The sequence below is a fragment of the Psychromonas arctica genome, from assembly GCF_036697365.1.
GTDB lineage: Bacteria > Pseudomonadota > Gammaproteobacteria > Enterobacterales > Psychromonadaceae > Psychromonas > Psychromonas arctica_A.
On the sequence record NZ_JBAHZA010000023.1, the window covers coordinates 1 to 25814 of the forward strand.

The following is a 25814-nucleotide window of genomic DNA, read 5'->3' on the forward strand; positions in this document are numbered from 1 at the left end:
CCGATAGACTATTAACGAAGTTAATCGTCGAAAGGCTTAAGTTACGCCTTAAACTAAGTCATTTTTCCTGCGCAAAATTTAGATCACTTATTTAATGCAATTGGTATAATTGAACTCAAAGTAAAGTCTATAATAATTGTATTAATCTACAAGCATATTAGTACCAACTACATTACATATGGTTTCGAAGCTCTGTTGATTCCTTTTGACGATAGCTTTCACCGTTTCTTGCTCTTCGATTGATAAGTTTTTACGCCACTTATCTGCCGAAGATTTATTCAACTGAGTGGGTAAGTTATCTAGCCCTGGAGCGTCGCACCCTGCAAAGGTTAGCATGTTACTCACCACCCCTTTGGTGTCATCAACTAAGTGATTATAAGCGATGGTCATCCAACGAGAATTATCTAATTGTTTAAGTTGATTTATGGCATTGAAGTTTAGTGTTATCCAAGACTCTGGAATTCGATGAAAACCTTCACCAGGGTAGTAACGTGTTTTATCCGGATGAGATTGGTAGAAGTCATAGAACTTTTGGTGAGGTAAGACTTTTCCTGGTTCATTCAATGATTTGTTTTTTAAATTAACAATCACTCTTTTAATCATTGTCTTGATGGTAAGTAAAAAGTTAGGCTTGGTAAGTTGATGTTGTTTGTCATCACATTTTACATAGCTCCAACAGGGTAACTTGGTATCTGGCCAATAATGCACGTAGGGAGGGGTGTCTTCATCACCTTGGTAGGCATCATTAAACCCTACTTTTTCACTCGCCACTACTCCCATTATGTCACGCACAATTAAGACAAATTTTGCATCCGGTAAAATGTTAGCCACATAACTGATTTTATTTAGTAGATGAGGGTTTTTTGTAATAATCCCGCCTTGCGCGTGGCGTGAAGCAACATAGTTCTGAATTGCTTCTTTTGAAACAGGATCTATATCATCTTCAGTAGCACACTCACAGAGAGTTCCAGTTCTTCTTGAGCCTATGGTTAAACCAAACGCTTGCCAAAAATTACGGCATTCAAAATCATCATCAGATGTTAAATCAACGGCTTCAGGGCAAGCTTGCATTACCATGTCATGTGAGATAGTTGTGCCTGAACGAGTAATGCCAACAATAAATAGTGGTGACTTTTTACTTTCCATATAAATATAAAACCTCTTTGTTTACATCACGGTTAGACTAAATGAATTTTATTATATGCATCATACCTGATTAAAAATTGGTAATTAAATAATAAGTCGTTAATAAAAGTTAGAGGCTTTATATTTGGTAAGATATACAGAATGCGAGCTTCTAATAAATTAGTTAAGGAACTTATTAGAAGCTCTACTTTAGTTGTTGAGCGGGAAATAGTTAAAGCTAACGTATCCAGTTAGTTTTACTGAGCTCTATAATTTCATTACCTTTACCGTTAATTAAGGCTTTCATCATATATAAACTAAAGCCTTTGGCTTGTTCTAGCTTAATTTGTGGAGGCATCGCTAGTTCTTGCTTTGCAGTTTCAACTTCTAATACAACTGGGCCTTTGTGCTCCATCATATTGGACATGGCTTTAGGCAGTTGTTTAGGGTCATCGACACGAATACCTTTGATACCACAAGCCTCTGCTATATTGGCAAAACTTGGATTATCTAAGTCCGTATCGTCAGAGAGATAACCACTGGCTTTCATCTCCATCGCTACAAATCCCAATGAACGGTTATTATAAACGATGATTTTAATGGGGAGGTTAAGTTGTTTAAGCGATAATAAATCACCCATTAACATAGAAAACCCTCCATCTCCGCACATGGCAATAATTTGTCGATTTCGATCTAGTGATTGTGCGCCCATCGCTTGTGATAAGGCATTGGCCATCGAACCATGATTAAAAGAGCCTAGGATTCTACGCTTCCCATTCATGGTGAGATAACGTGCAGCCCATACAGTAGGTGTGCCTACATCACAGGTAAAAATAGCATCTTCGCTGGCTTGTTCATCGAGCAAACGGGTTAAATATTGTGGATGAATTAAATCATGAGAGGTTTTACCATTAGCTAATAGATCTAAATCGGCACGAGATGATTTGTAGTGTTTTAGACACTTCTCAAGGTGTTGGCTATTTCGACCTCCTTTTAACTGCGGGAGTAAGGCGCTGATCGTCGTTTGGGCATCACCTAACACGCTGTGATCAACTTGCACATGTCGACCTAATGAGGCTGGTTGATTATCAATCTGTAAAATAGTGCTGTTTTTAGGATAAAAGGCTTTGTAGGGAAAGCTAGTGCCAATCATTAATAATGTATCCGCTTCAGCCATTGCATGATAACCCGATGAAAAACCTATCAGTCCGGTCATACCAACATCATATGGATTATTATATTCAAGGAACTCTTTACCGCGCATCGCATGTACTATGGGCGCCTGTAGCTTTTCTGCTAGAGCAACTACTTCGTCATGTGCATCTTTACAACCTGCACCACATAATAATGTTATATTTTTACTGCTGTTGAGTTGATCTGCCATGGTATTAATATCTGATGTTGCTGGCATATAAGTGGCAGGCTTTGGGTGATTCCATTTTGCTGAGATACCTTCGGGCATTGCTTTCAATGCTACATCGCCAGGTAATACCAATACGCTGACATCATTATGTAAAATAGCTTGGCGCATCGCTGTTTCTAATAAATAAGGCATTTGTTCTGGGTTGGATACTAATTCACAAAATACGCTGCATTCTTTGAATAGTTCCTGTGGGTGTGTCTCTTGAAAGTATTGACTACCTATTTCAGAAGAGGGGATATGAGCGGCAATGGCTAACACGGGTACTTTATTGCGATGACAATCAAATAAACCGTTAATTAAGTGAAGATTGCCTGGGCCACAAGAGCCTGCACAGACAGCTAATTTTCCTGATACATGGGCTTCAGCACCAGCAGCAAAAGCTGCGGCTTCTTCATGGCGAGTTCCTAGCCATTCGATATTACCCATTTTTCGTAAACTATCACTTATTCCATTGAGTGAATCGCCAGTTACTCCCCATATACGTTCTATTCCAGCTTGGTCTAGGGTTTGAGTTATAAAACTTGCGATACTTTGGCTCATATTAATATACTCCTCAGTATTGGATTTAAAGGATAAAACCTTTGATTGGTACTTATATTATTTTTATTTAAAAAATGACATATATAATTATCATCCTCTTGATTCGTTAGTTTTTCAAGATCTAGATCACATTTTTCTTTTGATAATATTTAGTTTTTTAGAATAAAGTTGGTCGTTTTTCGAGCTGTTAAAGCTAGTTAGTAGCAATTTTAGAATCATTATCATTGAATATTCGATAGAAGCGTTTTACTAGATAGAGAATTATTCTTTTAAAGAATTGTATAAAATGATGTTACGTTTACCTTTTTTATGACGTATTTTTCCTTTATATTCAACTTCTCACCTATTACATTTGAAATAGGTATTTTTATTACCCATCCTTGATGAGCTTCTCTTTGTTTATTTAGGTATTGACCACTACTAATAGAGAGCCACTCCGTGATAACAACTATTAAACCTCTTTTTTTATTGCTGATGAGCTGTTTTTTATTAATGACAGGTTATGGCTTAAGCAACATATTATTACCTGTTCGCATGCAAAGTGATGGCGTTAGTGTTGATAATATCGGTTTGGTTTTATCGATGCTGTCAGTAGGCTTTTTAGTAGGCTCCTATTACAGTCGTAAACTGCTACAACGTGTAGGGCACATTCGAATATTTGCAATGTGTGGTAGTTTAACTTCTGTTGCTATTTTATTATCCGGGTTATTTCCTGATCCAATAACCCTTGCTGTAATGCGCATTATTACTGGGTTTTGTATCGCTTGTACTAATGCCACTTTGGATAGTTGGTTGAGTTTTAGCGCAACGGAAAAAAATCGAGGAAGAATACTGTCGATTAATCAAATGGTGATCATGAGTGCACAGTTTTTAGGGCAGTTTTTAATCAATGTTGCACCCATTGATACCATGACTTTATTTGTTATCTCCGGCATTTTATTAAGCTTGGCGATCACGCCGATCGTAATTAGTAAACAGCAGGGACCTGTAATTGAAGATAGTGAATCAATGTCATTGATGACAATTATTAAACTTTCTCCTCTTGGTGTAGTGAGTTGCTTTTATTGTGGTGTCTTTTACTCAGCATTACTGAACATGTTGCCGATTGTGGCTAATGATAATGGCATCCAAGGATTTAACCTGTCTATTTTTATGGGCTCTGCGATCATCGGCGCGATTCTATTACAGTTTCCTGTCGCTTATTTATCTGACAATTTTGATCGCCGAAAAATAATGCTAGGTATGGTCTTAATGATTATTGCTTCAGCGGTATTAATACCCGTGTTAATGGCCCTGAATTTTTTCTATTTCAGCTTATTATCAATAGCAATAATTACTGGCGTGGTCGCTTGTTTATATCCAATGAGTATGTCTGAAACCTTTGATAAAGTGGTGAAAGAACAAATTCTATCTGCGATGGCTTCATTATTATTCATTTATGCATTAGGCAGCATTACAGGGCCTTTTTTAGCTTCAAAGGCGATGCAATGGTTTGGGAATGATGCGTTATTTAGCTTTATTGTTATTTTTGCATTTACTTTGCTAGCGTTTATTTTATTACGAATGAAACAACGCGCCGCTTTACCGCAGGAAGATCAAGATAACTTTGTCATGCAAACGCCATCCGGTGTGGTATCCGAGCTTGATCCGCGAACAGATTATGTTGAACCTGCTTTTGAACAGAGTGCAGAAGTTGATGTTGCGGTTAGTCTAGCCACTAAAAATCCAGGTATTGCGGTTAACATGGCCAAAGCGATTGCTGCTAAAGATCCTGAAAATGCAACCCACTTAGCTGCAGCGCTTAGTACAATTGAAGAGATTAATATTGCCAAGTTATATGCTGCGATCACCACTGCTGCTCCTGAAATGACAGTACATATTGCAGAGGCATTAACGACGGCATCTCCTGAACAAGCTGAAGAGCTGGTGGACTGGATCACAACAGATCATCCTGATCAATTAGCAGATATTATTGTGGCTATTGCCAATGCAATGCCTGATAACGGTATTGGGGTGATGGAATATGCTGCAGAAAATATGTCTGACGAAGATCCTGCGGTATTACTTGAAATGACAGAGCAGTATATGACTGAATTTTCTGATTCTTTAGATGAAATGCGTCCCGTTGATAGGAGCGCTGCAGCATCGGAACAAACTGCCGCAGACTTATATACTCGTTTAAGTGATATTTCTCCTGAGCACTCTGCTGAGCTAGCTTTAACGGTGTCTGAAGCATTGCCGGAGTCTTCTAATGCAGTTGCTGAAGTTTATGTGAGTAATTTAGTCGATAATGAAAATGAACAACAGCCAACAACTGAAACCACTGAAAATATCGAAGAGGCGGTCAGTGATTACTTATCTCATGTAGTAGAAAATATGCCTGAATATGCTGTTGATGTCGCTAGCACTATTATTGATTCTGTCCCTGAGGTTGCGTCAGATATGGTAGAAATATTGCAAGAGTCAGATTCGTTAGATGAAGGCGAATTAACGGCTTCAATCGATGATAAACCAGAAGAAAATACCATTGAAGAACAGTTGCTGGATGCAGTGCAAGTGCAGACAATAGAATCTAATAATGAGAAATAGCGTCACATAAGGTCTTAAATAATAAATAAAAGCCAACTTTTATTAAGTTGGCTTTCAATTAAATATCGGTAAAGATTGCTTAAAAAATATTAGCTAACAACTTTTTATTTTCCATTAAGCTTAAGTGCAGAAAAAGTGACACTATTATAATCGCCATTCTTTTTATCAACGGCAAAGTCACCTGTACCAGCACAACCTGGACCCCAAACAGGGTGTGTATCATTAACACTACATTGTCCATATGCGCCAGCTTTGAAGTAGAAAGCGTCTTGTGCATAACCTGTTGGAGAATCTTTTTCATCAACTCCTTTGCTTAGGTCGATGCTGTAAGTTACATCTTTATGGCGAGCAGTAGTGAAAGTTAGATGCATAATGTTTCCTTTTACATCTACAACATAACTAAACTCTTCACCCATTTTAATACCTGCTTCACCAGGCTCTTCTAGGTTTTCCCATGTGTTACCCCATACCGGGTAAGCAATATCAGCGCGGTTCGGATCTTTCTTCGCTAAGTTACGTTCATAGTTCCAGAATACTGAACCATATTTATGACCTGGAAATTTCTTAAAAAATATTTTTAGTGGTTCATTACCGTGTCCAAAGCCTGTTTTAGCTTTAATTTGGTCATTATATTTTTTAGCATGAATTTGCCCAACCACTACAGAATGCGCTGCTGGTCTTTCTGGGAATTTTGCATGTTCAGATACATGGTTTACTTTTAATGTTGCTTCTAATGTTCCACCGACTTTACTGTAATCAGCTGCGTGCGTATTACTTTCTAGTGCAAAGTTATTTAATGGAGCTGCAGTATCAATATCGAATTTTGCTCCTCGTGGCATTTGGCGTAATTCAGAGCGTGCATTTTTAGAGTTTTTAGTGGTAACGGCTTTATTTTGTACTTCAAACACCATATTGCCATCTTTATCTAAGAAGAAAAAATCTTCATGGGAGTAGCTCATCATTGCTACACCTTCAATCTCGTCTACTTTACCGTCTTTATTGATATCTGCCGGAATCGTTATTTTCCAGTTAGTCATATCAAATTTATCAGCAGGAACTGGATACGATACTCCATTACCTGCTACATCAGCTAAAGCGACTGTAGGTAGAGTGAGTAAGATAGATCCAGCAATCATTAGTTTGTTTTTCATTTTCATCACCTCATTATGTAATATTGTCACACATAATAATCAGCTAAAAGATGAACAAAAGCTCAATAGGTTGGATGTGCTTAGTTGATCACATAGGAATAAACAGATCTAATGATGAGATCATATATTTTAACTTAAGGCCGCAGTTTTATGAGACTTTGATCTCATTCTTATTTTTAGTCATACATTAACTTTTGTGCTTTTTCTGAATCAAATTCTTTTAAGGATTTTCTAGCAAGTTGTCGAAATGGAAGTGCTTTTACTATTTCTTCAAAAGGCTGTATTGCAAAGGCCCAAAAGATAGAAGCATCTAAACCTAAAATAAGAAAAGCACACAAAGGAATAGAGATAACCCATTGACCAGTAAAATTAATTTTGAAAACTGCTGTGGTTAAGCCTACGGCACGTAAAATATTGCCATGTACAGTATTGTAGCCACGTACTATCGGCAAAAAGATATATAGTGGGGCAATAATCGCTAAAGCTTGATAAGTCGATTCATCTAAATCAGGGTAGATTTGATTCATAAATAAACTCAACACTCCAAATAACAGTGCGCATAAAACGGAAATAATCACTGCAATATCAATACTGGTATCAACATTTTTAACTAAATCATCCATCTTTTTAGAGCCTATAGCCTGGCTCACGGTGATCGCTGAGGAATGAGACCAAGCAGCTATAAATTGTGTACCCGCTCGAATCCAGGGCATTACTAAAGTAATTGCTACATAAGCACTAATTGCTAGCTGAGAATATAGTAATTGATAAATAGTCGCGCCAATTAACAGAATAGTAACATTGGCTGCAATAGGGAATATCTCGATAAAATGGGCACGTATATTAGCCAACATATTGGCATCATTTTTAGGTCGCGAAAAAATGAAGTCAGGTTCAAGATGCATGTATAAACCTAAATAGATCATACGTACAGTAATTGCTATAACACTGCCGATAGCGGCACCTTGAACCCCTAGACCGTCACTGTTTAATCCTTCTGAAAGGTGATAACCATGAATTAATAAGTAAGATAAGATTGCATTAACAGGGAGTTCAATAAGGTAACCTTTAAAGGGAACTTTGGTTTTACCAAGGCCATTAAATAGTGCAATCATTACCTGAGTGATAGCAGTAAATAAAATGATATATTTTGATATGTTAAGGTAATCTGCAATCTCTTGATGCAAGTTAATATTATCAGTTAATAGCCCAATTAAAGGGCGATCAAAAACCGTTAATATTATCCAAAATAGTATTGCTACACCGCCGTTTATAAAAAAACCTGACCAGAAACCTTTATTTAATGAGTTTTGATTTCTCGCTCCAACAGCACGGCTTAATACTAACTGTGTCCCGTTGGCTAACGCCATTTGAATACCTAATACAGCGGCAACAATAGTTGTCGCAATACCGATCGCAGCTAATGGTATTTCACCTAAAGGAGATACTAATAAGGTGTCTATCATTAACATCGACTGCATTAATAAACCATTTAAGGCGAGAGGCCAAGCGAGTGCAAAATTATTTTTTATGTAGGATTGGGAAGACACTGAACACCTTTAACTTAATACTTACGTTGTCATAACGATTGAACGTAATTAATGAAAACAGACTATTGGTAACATATATTTCAATTATTATAGAGGTGATTTTATGTTGATAAAGAAAGCGAGATAATTCAAATTTATGCTATTAAAGTATTATTGTACTATTTTATTATTGAGTTGATCAATTTACTTAGTCCGACATTGTGAAGCTATAGTCTATTTCATATCCGTGTTTAGATTAATTTGAACGATCGTTCTTATACAGTTATAGTGTGAAAGTATAAATATATAAAGTCGCTGTATATAAGACTGATTGACTACAAAAGAGGTAATCATGAGTAAAAAAATTCAATTGGATATCGTTTCAGATGTTGTTTGTCCGTGGTGCATTATTGGCTACAAAAATTTACAAAAAGCCATCGATGAATTAGGTGTTCAAGAACAAATCGAGTTGCAATGGCAACCTTTTGAGTTAAACCCTAACATGCCTACGGAAGGACAAAACTTACGTGAACATGTTGCTGAAAAGTATGGGTCGTCATTGGAAGAAAGTAACCAAGCGCGTATTAATATCGCTCAACGTGGTGCTGAAGTTGATTTCACTTTTAACTTCTTCGAGGAGATGAAAATAGTTAACACGAGAGATGCTCATGTTTTATTAGAATACGCTCATGAAAAAGGTAAACAAACAGAATTCAAATTGGCGCTATTTAGCGCAGCATTTACTGACCAAAAAGATGTCTCTAACCGTGAAACATTATTAGATGAAATAGCTAAAATAGGCCTAAACAATGAAGAAGCTTCTGCCCGTTTGACAAGCTCTGAGTATACTAATCAAGTCGTCGAACATGAGAGGTATTGGCAAGGTTTAGGCATTTCTGCTGTACCAACGGTTGTCTTCAACCGTCAAAGTGCATTATCTGGGGCACAGCCAGTGGAAGCTTATAAACAGGTGATTACTGAGTTATTAGCTGAAGGCTAATATTAGATAAATAGGTTATAACTGGAAGTGACGATTATAACCTATTGTTATCCGTTGATTAGTTTTTGTATTGCGTCTGGATCTTTCAATAATTCTTCAAATTGATCTGCTGGTAACGGTTTACTAAATAAGTAACCTTGGCCAATTTCACAATCTATCTTGTTAAGAAATTTCATTTGCGATTTTGTTTCTATTCCTTCACCAACTACTTTTAAATTTAATGCTTTAGCCATCGCAACAATCGCCATCACAAGAGACTGATCTGCTTCATTTTCTGATAGGTTCATGATAAATCCACGATCTATTTTTAGTTTAGTGAAAGCAAATTTTTGTAGGTAACTTAAGGCGGAATAACCAGTACCAAAATCATCAATACTTAGCTCTACACCCATGCTTCGTAAGGTTTGTAGCATATCAAATAATTCCCCCTCTTGATTGATAATCAAGCTTTCTGTTACTTCTACGTCTAAACGCTCAGGGGGAAGTGCAGATGTATTCAGTACATTTTCTATATCATTTAACAATTGCTTACAGTTTCTAAACTGCACACTGGAAAAATTGACTGCAATTTGCATTGGTGTAATTTTTTGCCATTTAGCTGCTTGATGTACTGCAGTATTTAAAGCAAAGCTACCAAGTTGTTCTATCAAATTATTTTTTTCTGCTATTGCAATAAACTCATCTGGAGGAACAAAGCCAAGTTCGCTATCAGTCCAGCGCATTAGTGCTTCTGCGCCTATTATTTTTTGTGTTTTTAAGTTAATTAATGGTTGGTAGTACATTTCTAGACTATTTTCTTTAATAGCTGCATGCAATCGAAGGTTAATTGCTACCTTACGATTTACTTCATCATTCATTTTAGCTTCGTAGAAACTAAAGTTTTTACGACCATTTCCTTTAACTTTATATAATGCCATATCGGCACATTTTAAAAGTGTTTCTGCATTATCTGTATCATCAGGATAAATCGCCAGTCCAATACTACTTGAGGTATGAAATAGGTGTTTATCGATTTGGAAAGGCTGATCAAAAAGATAATGCATCTTAAATGCAATTTCTGTTGCTTGTTCATACCCCTCTAAGTCATTAATGATGACCATAAATTCATCACCGCTTAATCGTGCAACAGTGTCTGTTTTACGTAATGCTGAGCTCAGTCGACGACTGGTTTCGATTAATATCTCATCCCCAGCAGCATGCCCTAAAGTATCATTAACCTGCTTAAAGTTATCGAGATCTATGTACATGAGAAGCACTTTTTTTTGTGTGCGTTGTGAATGTGCGATCGCATGGTTTAGCTTTTCTAAACTGTAACTTCTGTTTGGAAGTCCGGTTAACGAATCATGTGTTGCTTGATAAGCTAACTTTTGCTCTGATAATTGACGTTTTTTAATTTCACATTCGAGCTCGGTATTATGTTTAGATAACTCTTTTCGTCGTTTTTTAGAATTAATAATTTGGTGATGAAGTTGAGCATTTTTATGCTCAATATAGAACAGGTAATATAAACTTAAAAATACAGGTATAGCTAATAAAGAAATAACAACAACAAACCATTTAGAGGTGAATAAGTCGTTATCGTTTATATTTTCGAACCACGCTTCAATGATAAAGGGGGCACCTATTATTTCTTCTTTTAGATGAAAACTATGCATTAAGTCTTGATGTGCATGCGTTTTCTCTGCATATGAAGCGGTATCTAAAGAATCCCATATAAATAGATCACCTTTCCTGCTTCGAAGCGTGATATGGCTTCCACTGCCTTCATACTCTAAAGCAGTCAATAAAGAGATTATTTGTTCTTTGTTAAATTCTGCAATTAATAAAGCAATAGGACTGTTATGGAAGTAAACCGTGGTTGATAAGCGAATAGCTAAATCATCATCGACTTTAGCAATGAACAATGTTTGCGGTGATTTTTTAAAATATGAAATATCAATACCTTGATAGTTAAATGGTATTTTATTTTCACTATCTGCAATGATACTTTGATCTAATTCAATTAACGTGAGTCGTGAGAACACTGGTGTTAATTTATCTTGTGGGTAGATCAATTGTTTGTTTATTAAATCTCTAAGATTGAAAAGACTTGCTCCTAAACCATAAGTCATTGACATACCAGAGCTTTTGTTGCCAAAAAATGTAATGATAGCTTTATCTTGTACTATCATTGATGAGTTATGTTTAGCGAGTTTAAAATAATTACTTAAAAGTTCACCGTAATGACTAATTCTCAAATGCAGTTCATTGTCCCGTGACTCTTCAAGCTTATTTTGCCCTAAATTGGTTACTGTTAAAATAAGCAATAGGTATCCTGCAAGCATCGCACTTGCGATAACCAGGGTATTTTTTTTAGTAAACCAACGAGACATAGGCATCCTTATTATGGTTTTTCGTTAAAAAAACTAGGATAGAAATGAAAAACAGAAGGATAATATTTTTTTATTAGCGAATAGTATTCACCACTGTCTTGTATTTCTTGGAGATACATATTAAATGCTTTCCGTAGATTTGGTGAGTCTTTTCTAAACATGACCCCCATCTCTTGGTCCTCTGAGATAGGACCAATCACTTTAATTTTACCTGGCCATTTCTCTAAAGCGATTAATATATCTGTAACGTCAAGTAATGTTAGTTCGGCATCGTTATTTAATATAGCTGGAATCATTTCGCTGAGTTTTCTTTCTGAGACTGGTAATATAATCTTAGCTCCAGTGTTATATAAATCATAAAGATCAGGATCTAAACAAGTTTGTTTCATTGCCAATACTTTACGGCCTTGTAACAAACTTTTTACTATTTGAATATCTTGTTTAATCGAGCCAGAAGGGGTGATAGGAGAAAGGGAAGAGTCTGATCTTGCCATTAACCAAACTGCTGAAGGAAAGTATGCTGTAGAAAAGTCTACAACTTCTTTTCTCCAAGGCAGTATTGTTGTGCCTGCAGCTAATAGATCACCTTTTATTTCGTGTTGAACATGCCCTTTAACTACGACTTCATTCACAAAATGTGCATTGTAGCCCGTCAGTAATATCATTGAGTTATGCCAAGTTGCTTCAACGAATTGGTACTTTAACCCCAGCTTTTTGGCGAATCCTTTCATTAACTCAACATCTAAACCGGTAATGATAGGGGTTTCACCGCCTCTATATATGTTAATAAAATTTGCATAGGGAATGCCGATATGGCGTAAAACACCGCTTTTTTTTATCTCTTCTAGATCTCGCGAATGGCTATAGTGACTATAAAGAGATAATGAGAGAAGAGTGATAACAAGATAAATTGATTTGAAATTTGCCATAAAAAGACCTTTGAATGTAAGGACGTTTTTCGTCTTACTTGGATTATCATAACGTAATACGGTGTTGTTAAGTATTTTTCATCTTTTGGATAAACCTATTTATATTAGGCTAATCGCACTTGTTAACGGCTCTATTTTACTTGTTAAAATAATTTAATTCTTCATTGTGCTTTTTATAGAATAAAGCAGCTACTCAGTTCATATTATGCCTTAAGCTAAGTTATTTTTCTGCACAAAATTTAGATCACTTACTTCAGATACTTAGTGTTATTTTTATTGTTAAGTACTTATTGTAGCGCAAGGTATTAGTTTATTCTTAACTAGGGGGAGCGTGGTTAATTTAGCTTTTTCTATGGAGAGACGTTTAATGCAAGATAGTTAATTCATATAATTTGTAAAATATCGTAATCATGGGTTTTATCATTAATCGTTATATTTACTTGTTCATCGGCGTGTTTATCTATCAAAATACTACCCATCGGAGATTCTGGCGTGACAACTAGTACTGTATGCTCCTGCCACCTTAATTTTACACCGCCTGCAACAGGGCATACAAATAAATACTTTGCCTGCTCATTTTCATCGACTAATACAACTAAAGCTCCTAATGCGCCTTTAACTGAATTCGCCAGCGGTAAGCTTATGCATGCATCGATATCTGCTTGGCATTTTAGCGCTCGTTGAGATTGCCCGTGAGCAAGATAAGCAGCTTCTAATGCCAGTGTGTCGTATTTATTTTCCGCAATATTTTCTTCATTAGTCGCGGTTTCATGTGCACTTTTAGCGGCTACTTGAGCATTCTTTAATTGAGTTTGTAAGTATGTCATGAGCTGTTGATGTAGCTGAATTTTATTCATTTTTATACCACTAAATAGGAGTTGTTTTGCGGGATTATACCTAGCCTATTTAATAAATGATTGCTGAATACTTTAATTTATCTTAATCATTTAGGTATTTATCAATATTTACCGAGTCGATTTGTGAAGTATGTAAATACTGTTGCGCATATTTTTGATAAGCGCCACTGGTTAAGAATAACTTAAATATTGTTGCTTCAATATGCTTGTCTAAGGTAATTCGATGCAGCACATCAATCGCCTCACTTAGAGATAATATTGATTTAATTGGGTTATTAACTGATGTTAAAGTAACAAATATATCGCTAAGTAATAGGACATGTTCAGTAATCGATAGATCTGCCTGTGTTGTATTTTTAGGGTAAGGCACGGCATGCAGGCTGTCATGGTAAATGGACAAATCAATTACAGCGCAGCTATCTTTATTATTTGATAGTTCACCTAACATGGCATTGATTGAATTTAATTGTTGCTGTGCTTGTTTTTGTTGTTCTTTAGTTGCAGTACCGAGTTCAATAGATAGATTAGTTAGTTCTGCTTTAATGTCTAGATTTAAGTCAACCATCTCAGCTTGTTGTTGATTTAATAATAATTCAGTTGCAGGTAGTCTTTGTTTTTTAGGGCTGGTGTGCAACGCTTCAAGCGCCGATAAACCTAAACTTTTATCGAAATAGCGTAGCCATGTTTTTTCGCTTAATTGTTGTAATCGAGCTAGATCTTGACTGTTTAGTTTATCGCGTCCTTGATTTACTTTTGCTATAAATTCAAAATCTCGCATTAGTTGTAATTGCTCTTTAATTAACTTTTCCTTTAATGGATTATTGAGTTCTGGGTTAGCCCGACTCTGCTGATAATAGTTAATTTCAGCATCTCTCCATAATACTTCAAAGCGCATTCTTATTTCATGTATGAGATTATAAGGAGTATCCAATTTACTGCCTTTATTAACCATCTCTGCTGTGCTTAAACTCCGGTATAAATGTGTCCAAGCTGTTGTTTGAAATAAATTAAGTTCTGTTTCAGTAGACAGTTTGAAAGTGGCGAGCTGAGGTAAATCAGAATCACTCACTGCAATGCCTAATATCTTAGCGAGTACTGGACTACGATTAATTTGGTTGTTGTTATAGAGAGACTTATTATCGATTATTTGTGCATTAAGTGAGGCAAATAAAGCTGCTCGCTCAGAGTGCTTAACACTTTGTTGCGCAATGGTTTCTGTCATCTCCACAACAGCAGTATTAATAGTATTGAACTCTGAAAAACGGGATGATTTCATCGAGAAGGTTTTATATCCTCCCGATTTTGCGCTTTCTAAACTATTAGTTAATCTTTTTATCGCTTTACTAATCGACAAAGAAAACACCCATGATAATAGGATTGATAATACTAAGCAGATTAACGCTATTTTTACGGGTGTTTTTATACTTGGCAATAAGACTGATTGTTTAGGAGTTAACAGTGCTAAATAGCTAGAAGCATCAGTTTCACTTATCATATTGGTTAAATAGGCATAATAATGCTGCGTACCGATTTTTACTTCATGTAATTGGTTTGTAATTTTTGAGTCAATGATTTTCAATAATAAAGGGTAAGGCGAATACTCTGGGTTTTTCCATTTATCGGTATCAGATGTTGCTAATAGCTGCCCCTTGTTTGTAAATAAATACATCTCATTGTGAAGAGAAGGAGTGTCGATCTTGCTGAGAAACTCTGCGTAATGATTCAATCTACTTTCGATTGCTACAACCGTACCGTCTGCATTTATTTTTTTAGCATAAATTATTTTTTTTTCAGATTGAGAAGTGATCGAAGTTGGTTGGGCTAGTGCATTTTTATACCATTCACTGGTCGTTATATCACCCGTTGTCTTTTCTTTAAACTTACTTAAAAAATGAAAATTAGCATCAAAATAAAACTCTTCTTTAGTCGTATCTGTTTTGTTTTTTTGAATTGAAACGAGTAACCATTTCGCTCCTTTCGCTTGATGAATATATTGGGCACTACCTGGCTTATCTAATGCAACTAATTTTTGTAAATTACCATTTTTAAAGCCCACTGAGATTGATTGGTAACCTTCATGCTTATTTAGCATTTGTGCAAATCGATTAATACTTTTAGTGGTTAATTTATTATAACGCGTAAGGTCCTGCGAATTTGTTAAAGCAGTTAATTGATCGGAAATTTGTTGCTTATTTTGTTCGATACGGTGATGAATTTGTTCAGCGGTTGTTTGATAAGTTTGTAGTATCGAATTTTTAGCCTGCGTTTGGCTATGATAATAATGAAAAGATACCGCTATGGCGCTAATCAACAAGCTAGTAAATAGAAATGCGCTAAATAATCGAACACCAATGGACAAGGTTGCTTTTTCAGCAGATTTAGACATGACTCTTCCTGATTTTAAAACGGTTATACCAATAACACTGATAAAGTGTTCGGGTTTTAATGGGTTATTTGCTTAATCTGTTATCAGACCAGTAATATTGGTTTTTGTTCGCAATGATTTTATTAATTTTTGCTATCAAGAAATGTTAGATTTTGAGGAGAGTGGAAAGTCTTAAGAAGTGTTTATGATAAGGATGCATCAAGCACTGCCATTTAAAATAAGCAGCAGTGCTTGATGAGGTAATAATTTATTGTTGTTTGTTTTGCCAGTCTTTTGCTTTGTTAATTAACGGAACAATGCTAGAACCCTGCACTAAAATTGAAAATAGTACAACGCCATAAGTCATCACTAGTATGATCTCACGAACATCAATGTTCTTTTCAGGGATAACCCAAATACCAGCAGGAACAGCCATTGCCATCGCTAGTGCTAAACCACCGCGTAGTCCACCCCAAGTTAAAATTCGAACAGAGTATGGGTTGTAGTCACGGAAACGGTTAAAGCCAACATAGGATAGGCGAATGCTTAAATAGCGTGCTAGTAATACAACTGGGATAGAAATTAGCATAATAATCCAATCTTCTTGATAGAAGCTGAATTGCAACATGCTTAAACCGATCAATAGGAATAACAGGCCATTTAAGAATTCATCAACCAACTCCCAGAAATGGTCTAACTGTGCTTTACTTTCTTCCGAAAACCCAGTTTTTCTTGTCCAGTTACCAATCATAATACCCGCAACAACCATTGCTAAAGGTGCAGAGACACCAATTAGCTCTCCGAATACATAACCAGCTGTTGGTACACCAATGGTAAATAATAATTCCATTGCATGGTCATTGGTTGCACTAATTAAATAATGGAACAATAGACCTAGCGCAAAGCCATATACAATTCCTCCAATTGCCTCGTGTAAAAATAGCATCGAGACATTACTTACAGTTAATGGCTCACCAGAGAAAGCGATATTGAAAATAGTGACAAAAATGACCAAGCCAAAACCATCATTAAATAATGATTCACCTTCTATTTGAGTAGAGATACGTTTCGGCGCATTTAATTTCTTAACAATGGCAAGCACAGCGATTGGATCCGTCGGCGAAATTAGTGCACCAAATAATAAACAATATATAAGATCAAGAGGTAAGCTAATTAACTGGCAAATGTAATACAGGACAAAACCGACAAAGAAGGTCGAGAAGAGAGTAGCCCCTAATGCAAGTACTGTGATTTCCCATTTTTGATCTTTTAAACTTTCTAACTTAATGCCTAAGCCGCCAGCAAATAATAGAAAACCCAATAATCCATTTAACAGAAAATGTTCAAAATCTATTTCAGTTAATTGAGTAACGGCAACTTCTCTTAATTGAGTAAAACCATTCTTACCTGCAATGATAATAATCAATGATAATAATAAAGATCCGGCCGTTATGGCGATGGTACTTTGCCATTTTCCTAATTTACTATTAATTAGAGTGATCAGCATTGCAGCTGCTGCGAGGAAGCATAAAGTGGCGTAAACGGACATAGTGATAACCTGAGGTGTAAAGGAAATGTAAATATAATGCTAATTAGTAGTAAATACTATGGCTTGTTGATTATTACAGCGTTTGTTTGATTGTTTTTTATCCAAAATGGCCGATAAATATTGCTGACAGAAGAATCATTAATTTTTTTCTATGCATATTAATTGTGATTTTGATCACTAAATATAGTGATCTTTTTCAAATGTCTAATTTTAGCTGTTTTATGTTTGTGAGAGATCGACCATTGCTTATGTGCTAGATCCTTACTTTAAATAAAGATTTTTAGGTGTTAATTCAACTTTAATTTTAGTTAACTAATTGATTTATATTGTTTAGTTCGTTTTTCATTCTCTGCTTCATCAATTTATTTAATTTGTAAGTGGTCTTATTCATCTAATGCGTCGTACTATTTCTCCCGCAAACAAGGACGTAGACGATTAATAGGATGTTAATCGGCAGACGGAAAGCAATAAACAACAGGATGTTGTTATTAGGTGAATAAGGAATATTTATCTAGTCAGGATGACAAAAGGATACTTCAGGATTGAAGTTAGATAAGCAGGAAGTTTATCATTAAGGAAAAGCAAGGACGAATTACAGGATGTAAAAGGACACCTTCCAAGGATAGGGAGCAGTTAATAAGCAGGATGTTTATTAAATAGGGATGTGTCACGGAAGAGACCAGCAGGATGTTGGATTGATAAGCAGGATGTTTATCGTATAAGGATGTAATACAAGGAAGACGCCCAAAGGATTTGGGAAGGGGATGCCTAGTATGGCAATAGTCAAAAGGATGTTTTGCATGGAGCAACTTCTATCACGGACTAGATAGTGAGACTAAATTAGGGCAGCTTCGGCTGCCCTTTCCTATTTTGTAGACCTCAAATATTTCGTTAAATACTGACCATTTTAATTAAGCAATTTAATTGCTACTTCAACCATTGATTATTACCTTATCAAAACGTACTCTAAATTATTTTTTATAGGTGCGTATTATGGCTACTTTCTATGCTGTCGAGATCCCTTTTAATTATCGTCATACCTGTTGGTTTTGCGGTGAACCTAGCGATAAAAAAATAAAATTCCCTTCTTATGAATATGAAATTAATATTTTAGATCACTTACCTTTAACTTTGCCTAGCTGTAAAGAGTGCTCAAGTATTATTAAACGCTCCGCTTTTACTTCTATCTACCATTATCGAGACGCAATTAAAAAAGCATTAACTAAAAAGCATCAAAAAACCTTAAGTATTGGCTCTAATTGGACGAAAAAAGAATTAGAGGAGTCTGAATTAGAAGGAAGTGCTTTTGAAGGTTTTAAGCGCAGTGCTTGGCCTATGTTTGAATTGATGCAAGGTAGAATAAACTATCAAGGCTGGCCGTTAGTGGTAAATAATGAATTATTGGTTATTGATAGTAACAATGATAGTTTTGAATTTGATGGTGTTCTTTATGTATCATTAGATGATGCTGTTTCGCATGCAGTTAAAACCTTTTTTTTAGATGAAGCTCTGTTTACTCGAGTATTAAGTGTGTTAGGAAAAAGTAAATTTAGTCAGGCAATACGCTTATGTCGTTTATATCCAAACTTAACTACAAGTAGCCGAGAAGATGTTTTTTTAGAGATTCTAGATAGCATTGGGCTGTAATACCAATTATGAGATAAGCAGGCTTATTTTTTCTACGTAAAATTGAGATCTATTATTTAAGATAACAATTGATATTAGTTTGTTGGTAAATATTAAGGAAAGTAAATGAGTGAAATAAAAGATAAACCAGAATCTGATAAAAAGAATACTGAAGAAGAAATGCAAGCATGGTTAGATTCGGTACACTTTGGCAGTTGTTGCAGTGACCCATTGCCAAGTAACGAAGCATCTGAGCAAACTAAATCTTGCTCTACAGAAAGTAATGAAACTGAAAAAAACAATAAGTAAGTTTACAGAGCGATTATGCTAACAATAAATGGTAATGCGAAAAGCCTAATAATCGAATGATTATTAGGCTTTAATTAATTCTTCTATTGGTTAGAAATTATTATTAAGCTTTTTTGTTACGACGAGCGAAACCAAAGCCTAATAAGCATAAACCTAATAATGCGGCTCCTGCTGGTGCTGGTACGGCTGTTGAAGAGAAAGATACTGCACCGTTAATGTATTGTCCTGTAATGCTCCATGCACCTGCAGTTAGATCCAATGATGGATCGGTGCTTTCAATGTAACCTGTTCCTGAAATAGCACCTACTAGCATGTTATTAACATCTACAAGAAGATCAATTGCGAAGTCAGTAACTGTAAATGTAAAGGTACCTGCAGTCCATAAAGTATAAGGAAGCGTGTTATTCGTAGTCGAGTAGTCATAGAATGTCGCTGCACTGTCTTCTAAACCATCAAAGCTACCCGTTACTAATTCATCAAGTCCGCTTACTTCTACACCTGAAAATGAAATGCCAGTAATAAGAGGGTATGAGCCATCCACGGATGCATTACCTTCAAAGCTAATTGTACCTTCAATTGATGTCGCGTTTGCTGAACCCACACTTAACATAAGCAGTATCGAACTTGCGAAAAATGCTAATATTTTATTCATTTTATTCTCCTTTATATAAATGGATAATTCCACGATTAGATATAGAGCATATTTCATTCCATAAATATAAAGTCATTTAAAATTAATGGCTTAATTATCTTTTGTGATCTTTATTTTACTTTATTTTTTGTTTTTGTAAGGTATTCCAACATTTCGTATTTTTAATCAGACAACTGAATGCCAAGTTACTTTGTTTGGTTATATATAAATAAGGTATTTTTTCGAGGTTTAAGTATTTGTTTTTATTGGTAGTCGACTTAATTACTAACTGTTAGTTTTTAACTAAAAATAGAATTTATAACTAATTGTTTTCAAATAGATATATTGTAAATTTTTTCGATATCCCATTATAGATACATAGATGAAATGACTGTTATTGTGGTGTGAATTTTTATATATAACCATTGAATCTATTTAATCAAATAGGCCTGTGATTAGTATAAAATGTAGAGAAATAAATAAAGATAAATATTGGAATAAGTCATGCTCTGTAGTCAGTTTGATCAAATAGATGAATATTTAACACAATTAAAGAACTACTGGCATTACAATGCTTTTTCATTAGATAGTTATTCCGCGTTTAATGATAATAATGAGCTAATTGAATTTTTAGCATCAATTGATCACACAAAATTATCGTTATATCAAAATAGTCCAAGCTTATTGCATCCTCTTTTAAAGCAGTTCATTCCCGATTTATTAGATTTCGACGATCCTTTATTTCAAGTTAAAGACCTCATTACTGATTTAGTGAATACTAATATTCCATTCTGGTTTAAAAATGGAATAAAAGGCAGAAAATGGATACAAATAGAGCAATTCTCTAAACACATCGATGATCAATTACCGATACTTGAATGGTGTGCGGGCAAGGGGCATTTAGGGCGTTTAATTAACTTTAAAAATAATAACGTTGTGACAGCAGTTGAGTGGAATGCTGAACTTTGTAAGCAAGGTGAATCTCTTGCTGAACGCCATGCTATTCCGCAAAAATTTTATCAAGCGAATGTATTACTAAATGAAGCTGATATATATGCAAAGCAACAGCAGCATGCAGTTGCTTTGCATGCTTGTGGAGATTTACACAGACATCTTATTAAAGCTGTCGGCGAATCTGAGACAGAGAAAGTAACGATTAGTCCTTGTTGTTATCATTTAACTAAAGATCAGCACTATCAGCCACTTTCTGATTATGTTCAACAAGGCAGCCAATTATTGTCAGCACTTATCTTGACCAAACAAGATCTAAAATTAGCTGTTTCTCAACAAAGCTCCTCAAGTGTTCGTCAAACTGAACTAAATGATCAAGAAGTCTGGTGGCGATTAAGCTTTGATAGCTTGCAAAAATCAATGGGTAATACTCAACAATATATGAACGTGCCTAGCTTTCCTAAAACCTTACTTTCGCAAGACTTTAGTGAGTTTGTTAAATGGGTGATGCTACGTAAAAGCTTGTCTTTTCAATTACCAGAAGACCTTTCTGATTTTCTAATACAAGGAAAACAGCGCTTTGAAAGGTTACGCCGTGGTGAATTGGTCTCGCAATACTTTCGTCGACCATTAGAGTTATGGCTAGTGTATGACAGAGCCTTACGTTTACAGGAATTGGGTTATCAGGTGCAGGTTTCGACTTTTTGTAAATCACAGATTACACCTCGTAACCTCTTGATTCAAGCAAGTCGTTAACCCTTTGGTTTTATGTTGAGTCGACTGATAAATAAGACTAATAAACCACCGATTACCCCCCAAATCACTGAGCTTATTCCCCATAATGTGATAGGTGATGCTGTGATCAATAAAGTGATAACAGCTGCTTCATTGATATGTTTTGATTCGCTATTAACACTTTGTTGTAAACTGTGGGTAATGGTGCCAAACAATGCAATGCCCGCAAGTGCTAAGATCAATGAGGTGGGTAAAAGTGCAAACCAAGCCATAATATAAGCGGCTAACACCCCCAATATTAAGTAAAAAATACCTGCCCAAATACTTCCCCAATACCGTTTTTTCGGGTCTGGGTGGACATCTTCAGACATGCAAATAGAAGCACTAATTGCAGCAAGATTTAGAGCATAGCCACCAAATGCAGCGGTAAATAAATTAGTAAATCCTGTTATAGATAAGATCTTCTTAATTGGAGCTCGATAACCAAAGCTTTGTAGCATGGCAATGCCTGGGATATTTTGTGCCGCTGTAGTGACGATAAATAAAGGTAAGCTAATACCTAGAATAACTGACCATGAAAAATCCGGTTTAATAAACTGGATCTCACTCCATTGCCAATCAATATGTTTATTTTCAATAAGCTGTAGATGCCAAGCCAGCATAACAGAAACAACCATTACAATGAAAAGAGCCCATTGCGGTGTGAATCGCCTAGCTAATAAGTAACTGATAAACATGCTAAGAATTAGTATTGGTTGGATATTCATTTGAGTGAAAACTGATAATCCAAAATTTAATAATATACCGGCTAACATTGCAGATGCTAACTGTTGTGGCAACCATTTGAATAGTTTCTCTAAGGGCATTACTAGTGGGAAAATAAATAATAAAAATGCCGCAACAATAAAACCTCCTACCGCTTGGTTAAGCGTAAATTCTTGTACATTAGCGATCATTAATGCTGCACCTGGTGTCGACCAAGCAATTAGAATAGGCATCCGGTAACAATATGACAGTATGATAGTTAAAAGTCCCATGCTAACGCCAAGCACTAAAAACCAACTGGCCACCATTTCGCTGTCACCACCGAGATTAATCACCAATTGATAAATAAGGGCGACAGAACTAGAAAAACCAACAATAACAGCGACTAAGCCTGCACTCATTGCTGCAATAATAAAGTTGACCCGATGCCAAACAGTTTTCATAATACCTTCCGTGCGTTTTAACGTACAATGCATGTAAGCTAACATTAACCGTTATAACGCACAAGGTAAATATGTCAGATTTAATCAATAAAACAGTAGCGGTTCAACTTAAAAAACATCGCACAGAAAAAGGGTGGAGTTTAGATACTGCAAGCCAGAATTGTGGGGTATCTAAAGCAATGTTAGGTCAGATTGAACGCGGTGAATCTAGCCCTACTATTGCCAAATTATGGAAAATAGCAACTGGGTTTAGTTTACCTTTATCTGCTTTTTTAGGGACGAAAAATGAAGAACTCTCACAATCAGATGGCCTTTCTCAGGGTAAGAATATTAGTATCAATACTATTTTTGAGTTTGATAAAAACACTGCTATTGAAATGTTTGAATTATGTTTTGCCATTGACCATGAGCAGCTTTCAGAAGCACATCAAACAGGTGTTATCGAGCACATTGTTGTGAAAAGTGGTGAAATGGAATATTTTTCTGACGCACAGTGGCATAGACTAGATATTGGTGAAAGTGTTAAATTTAAAGCAGATCAAGTACATGGATATCGTAATGTAGGTAATGAGCTATTACGTTTCTTCAATATTATCCATTATCCTTAATATTAAATGGTCTGTTTATTCAAAGGGAAAAATGATGAACATTAGAAAATCACTTTCGCTGTTTATTGCTAGCCTACTCTTTTATTCTTTATCTTCAGTTGCCGATCAAGCGCAGAGAGTGAGTAAAAAAGAAGCGACTTTAGCGTTACAATTGCTAGAAAGCGAAAATATCCAAGTGCTCAAAAAGTATTGTGAAGCTTGTGGTATTACTACACCTGAAAACATAATGATTGAAACAAGTAAGATGCAAGATGCTCACTATAAAGGTTTATGGGAGGTCGTGGTTAATGGTAAAGCGATTGACCTTGCTTATTATTATTTACCGATTAATGGGCGCTGGAAGAATTTTGCTAGGACGGTTGATATTTATATCGATAATGTACCTAAGTATTTAGATCAGACAAGTTTACAAGATAAAGTCGAAACGCACCCTGGTTGGTATATAGATGATCCTCATAAAGTCATAATTACTAAGGAGATAGATGCAAAACCTATTGTTGCTCTGTTAGGCAGAGGTAGCTATGAGAAACTAAGTATTTTTTTTCAAAGCAAGCAACCACAGGGTTGTGAAGCTGGACAAAGTGAACAACCAGAATCTAGTCCTATGTATATCAATCAAGAGCTTGTCCGGTTTTCTGTGATATGTAAAGGAGAGTTAGTGGTTTTTTATGCAGATACAGAGTCAGGTAATAACTTTGTCTTAAATCAGTTCTTAGAAGAATCTGTAGTGAAAGTGAAAGCTTATTCTGGAGGTGACGGTTTTATGTTTAGTACTAAAAACTTTAAGTCATTATATGAAAAAGCGATAGACAACTAAAATAGGCAAGGAGCATTAGTAAGGCGATGAGCGATACCACCATTTATTATTTACAGATGTTAGCGGAAAGTGAGTTAAGTTCGAAGCCAGCTGTTTCAGGTTTAACAATTACGGAAACTAAAATTAAAGAGTATCGATTTAACCGTTTTTTGTACTCCTTAGTCGGGGAACAATGGCAATGGTTTGATAAATTAAAAGAATCTGATGAAAGCTGGAAAGCCTATAGCGAACGCGATAATTTACGAACTTGGGTTGCTTATTATGAAGGGGCTATTGCTGGTTATTTTGAATTAGAGATCGATCAACAACGGGAAGTAGAAATTAAGTATTTTGGATTAACGTCTGCGTTTATTGGTAAAGGCTTTGGCGGTTATTTATTAAGTTATGCAATTCAACAAGCTTGGCAAACTTGCAAAGCTAAGCGGATCTGGGTGCACACTTGTAGTTTGGATCACCCTAGCGCTTTAGCGAACTATCAGGCACGTGGTTTTACCCTTTATCATCAGGAAATTGAGGGATAACCCCCTTTTTTATTAAATAACTTATCATCACAATAGTATTAACTTGGTGATAGGATACTTACATTTTTAGAGTAAAAAATATGCCTGCTGTCTTATGTTTTTTAATTGCGACTTTTTTATGGGGAAGCTCTTTTATCACTTTAAAAGTAGCCATTGATTTTTACCCTCCTAATTTTGTTATTTTTCTACGCATGCTTATTACTTTGTTGATTTGCTTATGTTTATGGCCATGGGTTAAACGCTTTAAATATCAGCAAGGCGATTGGAAATGGCTATTTATTATGTCTTTGGCTGAGCCTTGTTTATATTACCTATTTGAAGGGCATGCTATGCAGTTCACCTCTGCCTCACAGGCTGGCGTTATTGTCTCTTGTTTACCGTTGCTGGTTGCGTTTTTTGCATATTTCTTATTACAAGAAAAGCTTAGCAAAAATATAATCGTAGGCTTTTCTTTATGCATTACTGGCGGCATTTTGTTGAGTGTTGTTTCGCCCCACACGGACCATGCACCAAATCCATTATTAGGAAATAGCCTAGAAGCATTAGCGATGGTTTGTGCTGCAATTTATGTGGTGGCAATGAAGCATTTGTTGAATCGTTACTCCGCTTTATCATTGATTGCCTTACAAGGGTTATCTGGCACACTATTCTTTGCTCCTTTTCTGATTTTTATGGAGTGGCCACAGCAACATGACTTTTATGCGCTTTTAAATATTGTTTATTTGGGATCTGCGGTGACGCTAGGCGCTTACGGTATGTATAACTATGGATTACAGCGCTCATCTGTATTAACGGCTGCCGCTTATTCTAATTTAGTGCCTGTGTTTGCTTTATTATTATCAGCAATATTACTTAATGAGGTGTTAACATATTGGCAGTGGTTGAGTATTTTTGTGGTGTTTATAGGGATAATGATCAGTAAGCGTCATGAGCAAACAGTGATTCAACCTGACTTAAATCAAGCTTCATAGGCCAGCAT

20 protein-coding genes are annotated in these 25814 nt (G+C 35.7%); 9 read left to right on the forward strand and 11 right to left on the reverse strand.

The window, feature by feature from the left end; translation table 11 throughout:
* Positions 1-141: 141 nt before the first annotated feature.
* The gene (locus tag V5290_RS16450; RefSeq protein WP_333388296.1) at positions 142-1146 is read right to left on the reverse strand and encodes a sulfotransferase; all 1005 of its coding nucleotides are present in this window, start codon (positions 1144-1146) and stop codon (positions 142-144) included.
* Positions 1147-1363: 217 nt separating this feature from the next.
* Positions 1364-3088 (reverse strand): ubiquinone-dependent pyruvate dehydrogenase, encoded by a 1725-nt coding sequence (gene poxB, locus V5290_RS16455; protein WP_333388298.1) that lies wholly within the window; start codon positions 3086-3088, stop codon positions 1364-1366.
* 438 nt (positions 3089-3526) lie between these two features.
* Here poxB and V5290_RS16460 point away from each other — a divergent pair, with 438 nt between their 5' ends.
* Positions 3527-5677: an MFS transporter gene (locus V5290_RS16460; RefSeq protein WP_333388301.1), complete on the forward strand. Its 2151-nt coding sequence runs from the start codon at positions 3527-3529 to the stop codon at positions 5675-5677.
* A gap of 104 nt (positions 5678-5781) precedes the next feature.
* Here V5290_RS16460 and V5290_RS16465 read toward each other — a convergent pair whose 3' ends face one another.
* Together V5290_RS16465 and V5290_RS16470 are read right to left on the reverse strand one after the other, a co-directional pair.
* Complete coding sequence (locus tag V5290_RS16465) at positions 5782-6828, reverse strand: polysaccharide lyase family 7 protein (RefSeq protein WP_333388304.1); 1047 nt, start codon at positions 6826-6828, stop codon at positions 5782-5784.
* Between the two features lie 176 nt (positions 6829-7004).
* Complete coding sequence (locus V5290_RS16470; protein ID WP_333388307.1) at positions 7005-8378, reverse strand: MATE family efflux transporter; 1374 nt, start codon at positions 8376-8378, stop codon at positions 7005-7007.
* 331 nt (positions 8379-8709) lie between these two features.
* Here V5290_RS16470 and V5290_RS16475 point away from each other — a divergent pair, with 331 nt between their 5' ends.
* Positions 8710-9357, forward strand: coding sequence for a DsbA family oxidoreductase (locus V5290_RS16475; RefSeq protein WP_333388310.1), 648 nt, complete (start codon positions 8710-8712; stop codon positions 9355-9357).
* 47 nt (positions 9358-9404) lie between these two features.
* On the opposite strand, the gene V5290_RS16480 is transcribed toward V5290_RS16475, so the two are convergent.
* The 5 genes from V5290_RS16480 to V5290_RS16500 form a co-directional block, all read right to left on the reverse strand.
* Complete coding sequence (locus tag V5290_RS16480; protein ID WP_333388313.1) at positions 9405-11729, reverse strand: putative bifunctional diguanylate cyclase/phosphodiesterase; 2325 nt, start codon at positions 11727-11729, stop codon at positions 9405-9407.
* Positions 11730-11740: 11 nt separating this feature from the next.
* On the reverse strand, positions 11741-12658 hold the full coding sequence (locus V5290_RS16485; RefSeq protein ID WP_333388315.1) for a transporter substrate-binding domain-containing protein: 918 nt from the start codon (positions 12656-12658) through the stop codon (positions 11741-11743).
* Between the two features lie 383 nt (positions 12659-13041).
* The gene (locus tag V5290_RS16490; RefSeq protein WP_333388318.1) at positions 13042-13515 is read right to left on the reverse strand and encodes a transcription elongation factor; all 474 of its coding nucleotides are present in this window, start codon (positions 13513-13515) and stop codon (positions 13042-13044) included.
* Between the two features lie 82 nt (positions 13516-13597).
* Complete coding sequence (locus V5290_RS16495) at positions 13598-15901, reverse strand: hypothetical protein (protein ID WP_333388321.1); 2304 nt, start codon at positions 15899-15901, stop codon at positions 13598-13600.
* A 247-nt stretch (positions 15902-16148) separates the two neighbouring features.
* Complete coding sequence (locus V5290_RS16500) at positions 16149-17429, reverse strand: sodium:proton antiporter (protein ID WP_333388324.1); 1281 nt, start codon at positions 17427-17429, stop codon at positions 16149-16151.
* A 993-nt stretch (positions 17430-18422) separates the two neighbouring features.
* Between V5290_RS16500 and V5290_RS16505 the strand changes: the two genes are divergently transcribed.
* The gene (locus tag V5290_RS16505; protein ID WP_333388327.1) at positions 18423-19076 is read left to right on the forward strand and encodes a hypothetical protein; all 654 of its coding nucleotides are present in this window, start codon (positions 18423-18425) and stop codon (positions 19074-19076) included.
* Between the two features lie 105 nt (positions 19077-19181).
* Entirely contained in the window at positions 19182-19364 is a 183-nt protein-coding gene (locus V5290_RS16510; RefSeq protein WP_333388330.1) for a hypothetical protein, read from the forward strand.
* A 103-nt stretch (positions 19365-19467) separates the two neighbouring features.
* Here the strand turns inward: V5290_RS16510 and V5290_RS16515 are convergent, their stop codons facing one another.
* Positions 19468-20016 (reverse strand): hypothetical protein, encoded by a 549-nt coding sequence (locus V5290_RS16515; RefSeq protein WP_333388332.1) that lies wholly within the window; start codon positions 20014-20016, stop codon positions 19468-19470.
* 483 nt (positions 20017-20499) lie between these two features.
* On the opposite strand from V5290_RS16515, the gene V5290_RS16520 reads away from it, so the two are divergent.
* Positions 20500-21702: a methyltransferase gene (locus V5290_RS16520; protein ID WP_333388336.1), complete on the forward strand. Its 1203-nt coding sequence runs from the start codon at positions 20500-20502 to the stop codon at positions 21700-21702.
* Here V5290_RS16520 and V5290_RS16525 read toward each other — a convergent pair.
* A complete protein-coding gene (locus tag V5290_RS16525; RefSeq protein ID WP_333388339.1) occupies positions 21699-22889 on the reverse strand; it encodes a benzoate/H(+) symporter BenE family transporter in 1191 nt (396 codons plus the stop codon). The two genes, V5290_RS16520 and V5290_RS16525, sit on opposite strands and share 4 nt — an antisense overlap.
* A gap of 71 nt (positions 22890-22960) precedes the next feature.
* On the opposite strand from V5290_RS16525, the gene V5290_RS16530 reads away from it, so the two are divergent.
* The 4 genes from V5290_RS16530 to V5290_RS16545 all read left to right on the forward strand — a co-directional run bounded on the left by V5290_RS16530 (position 22961) and on the right by V5290_RS16545 (position 25806).
* Positions 22961-23497, forward strand: coding sequence for an XRE family transcriptional regulator (locus V5290_RS16530; protein WP_333388343.1), 537 nt, complete (start codon positions 22961-22963; stop codon positions 23495-23497).
* Positions 23498-23531: 34 nt separating this feature from the next.
* Complete coding sequence (locus V5290_RS16535; protein WP_333388346.1) at positions 23532-24314, forward strand: hypothetical protein; 783 nt, start codon at positions 23532-23534, stop codon at positions 24312-24314.
* Positions 24315-24340: 26 nt separating this feature from the next.
* Positions 24341-24835, forward strand: coding sequence for a GNAT family N-acetyltransferase (locus V5290_RS16540; RefSeq protein ID WP_333388348.1), 495 nt, complete (start codon positions 24341-24343; stop codon positions 24833-24835).
* An 80-nt stretch (positions 24836-24915) separates the two neighbouring features.
* A complete protein-coding gene (locus V5290_RS16545) occupies positions 24916-25806 on the forward strand; it encodes a DMT family transporter (RefSeq protein ID WP_333388351.1) in 891 nt (296 codons plus the stop codon).
* Positions 25807-25814: the final 8 nt, after the last annotated feature.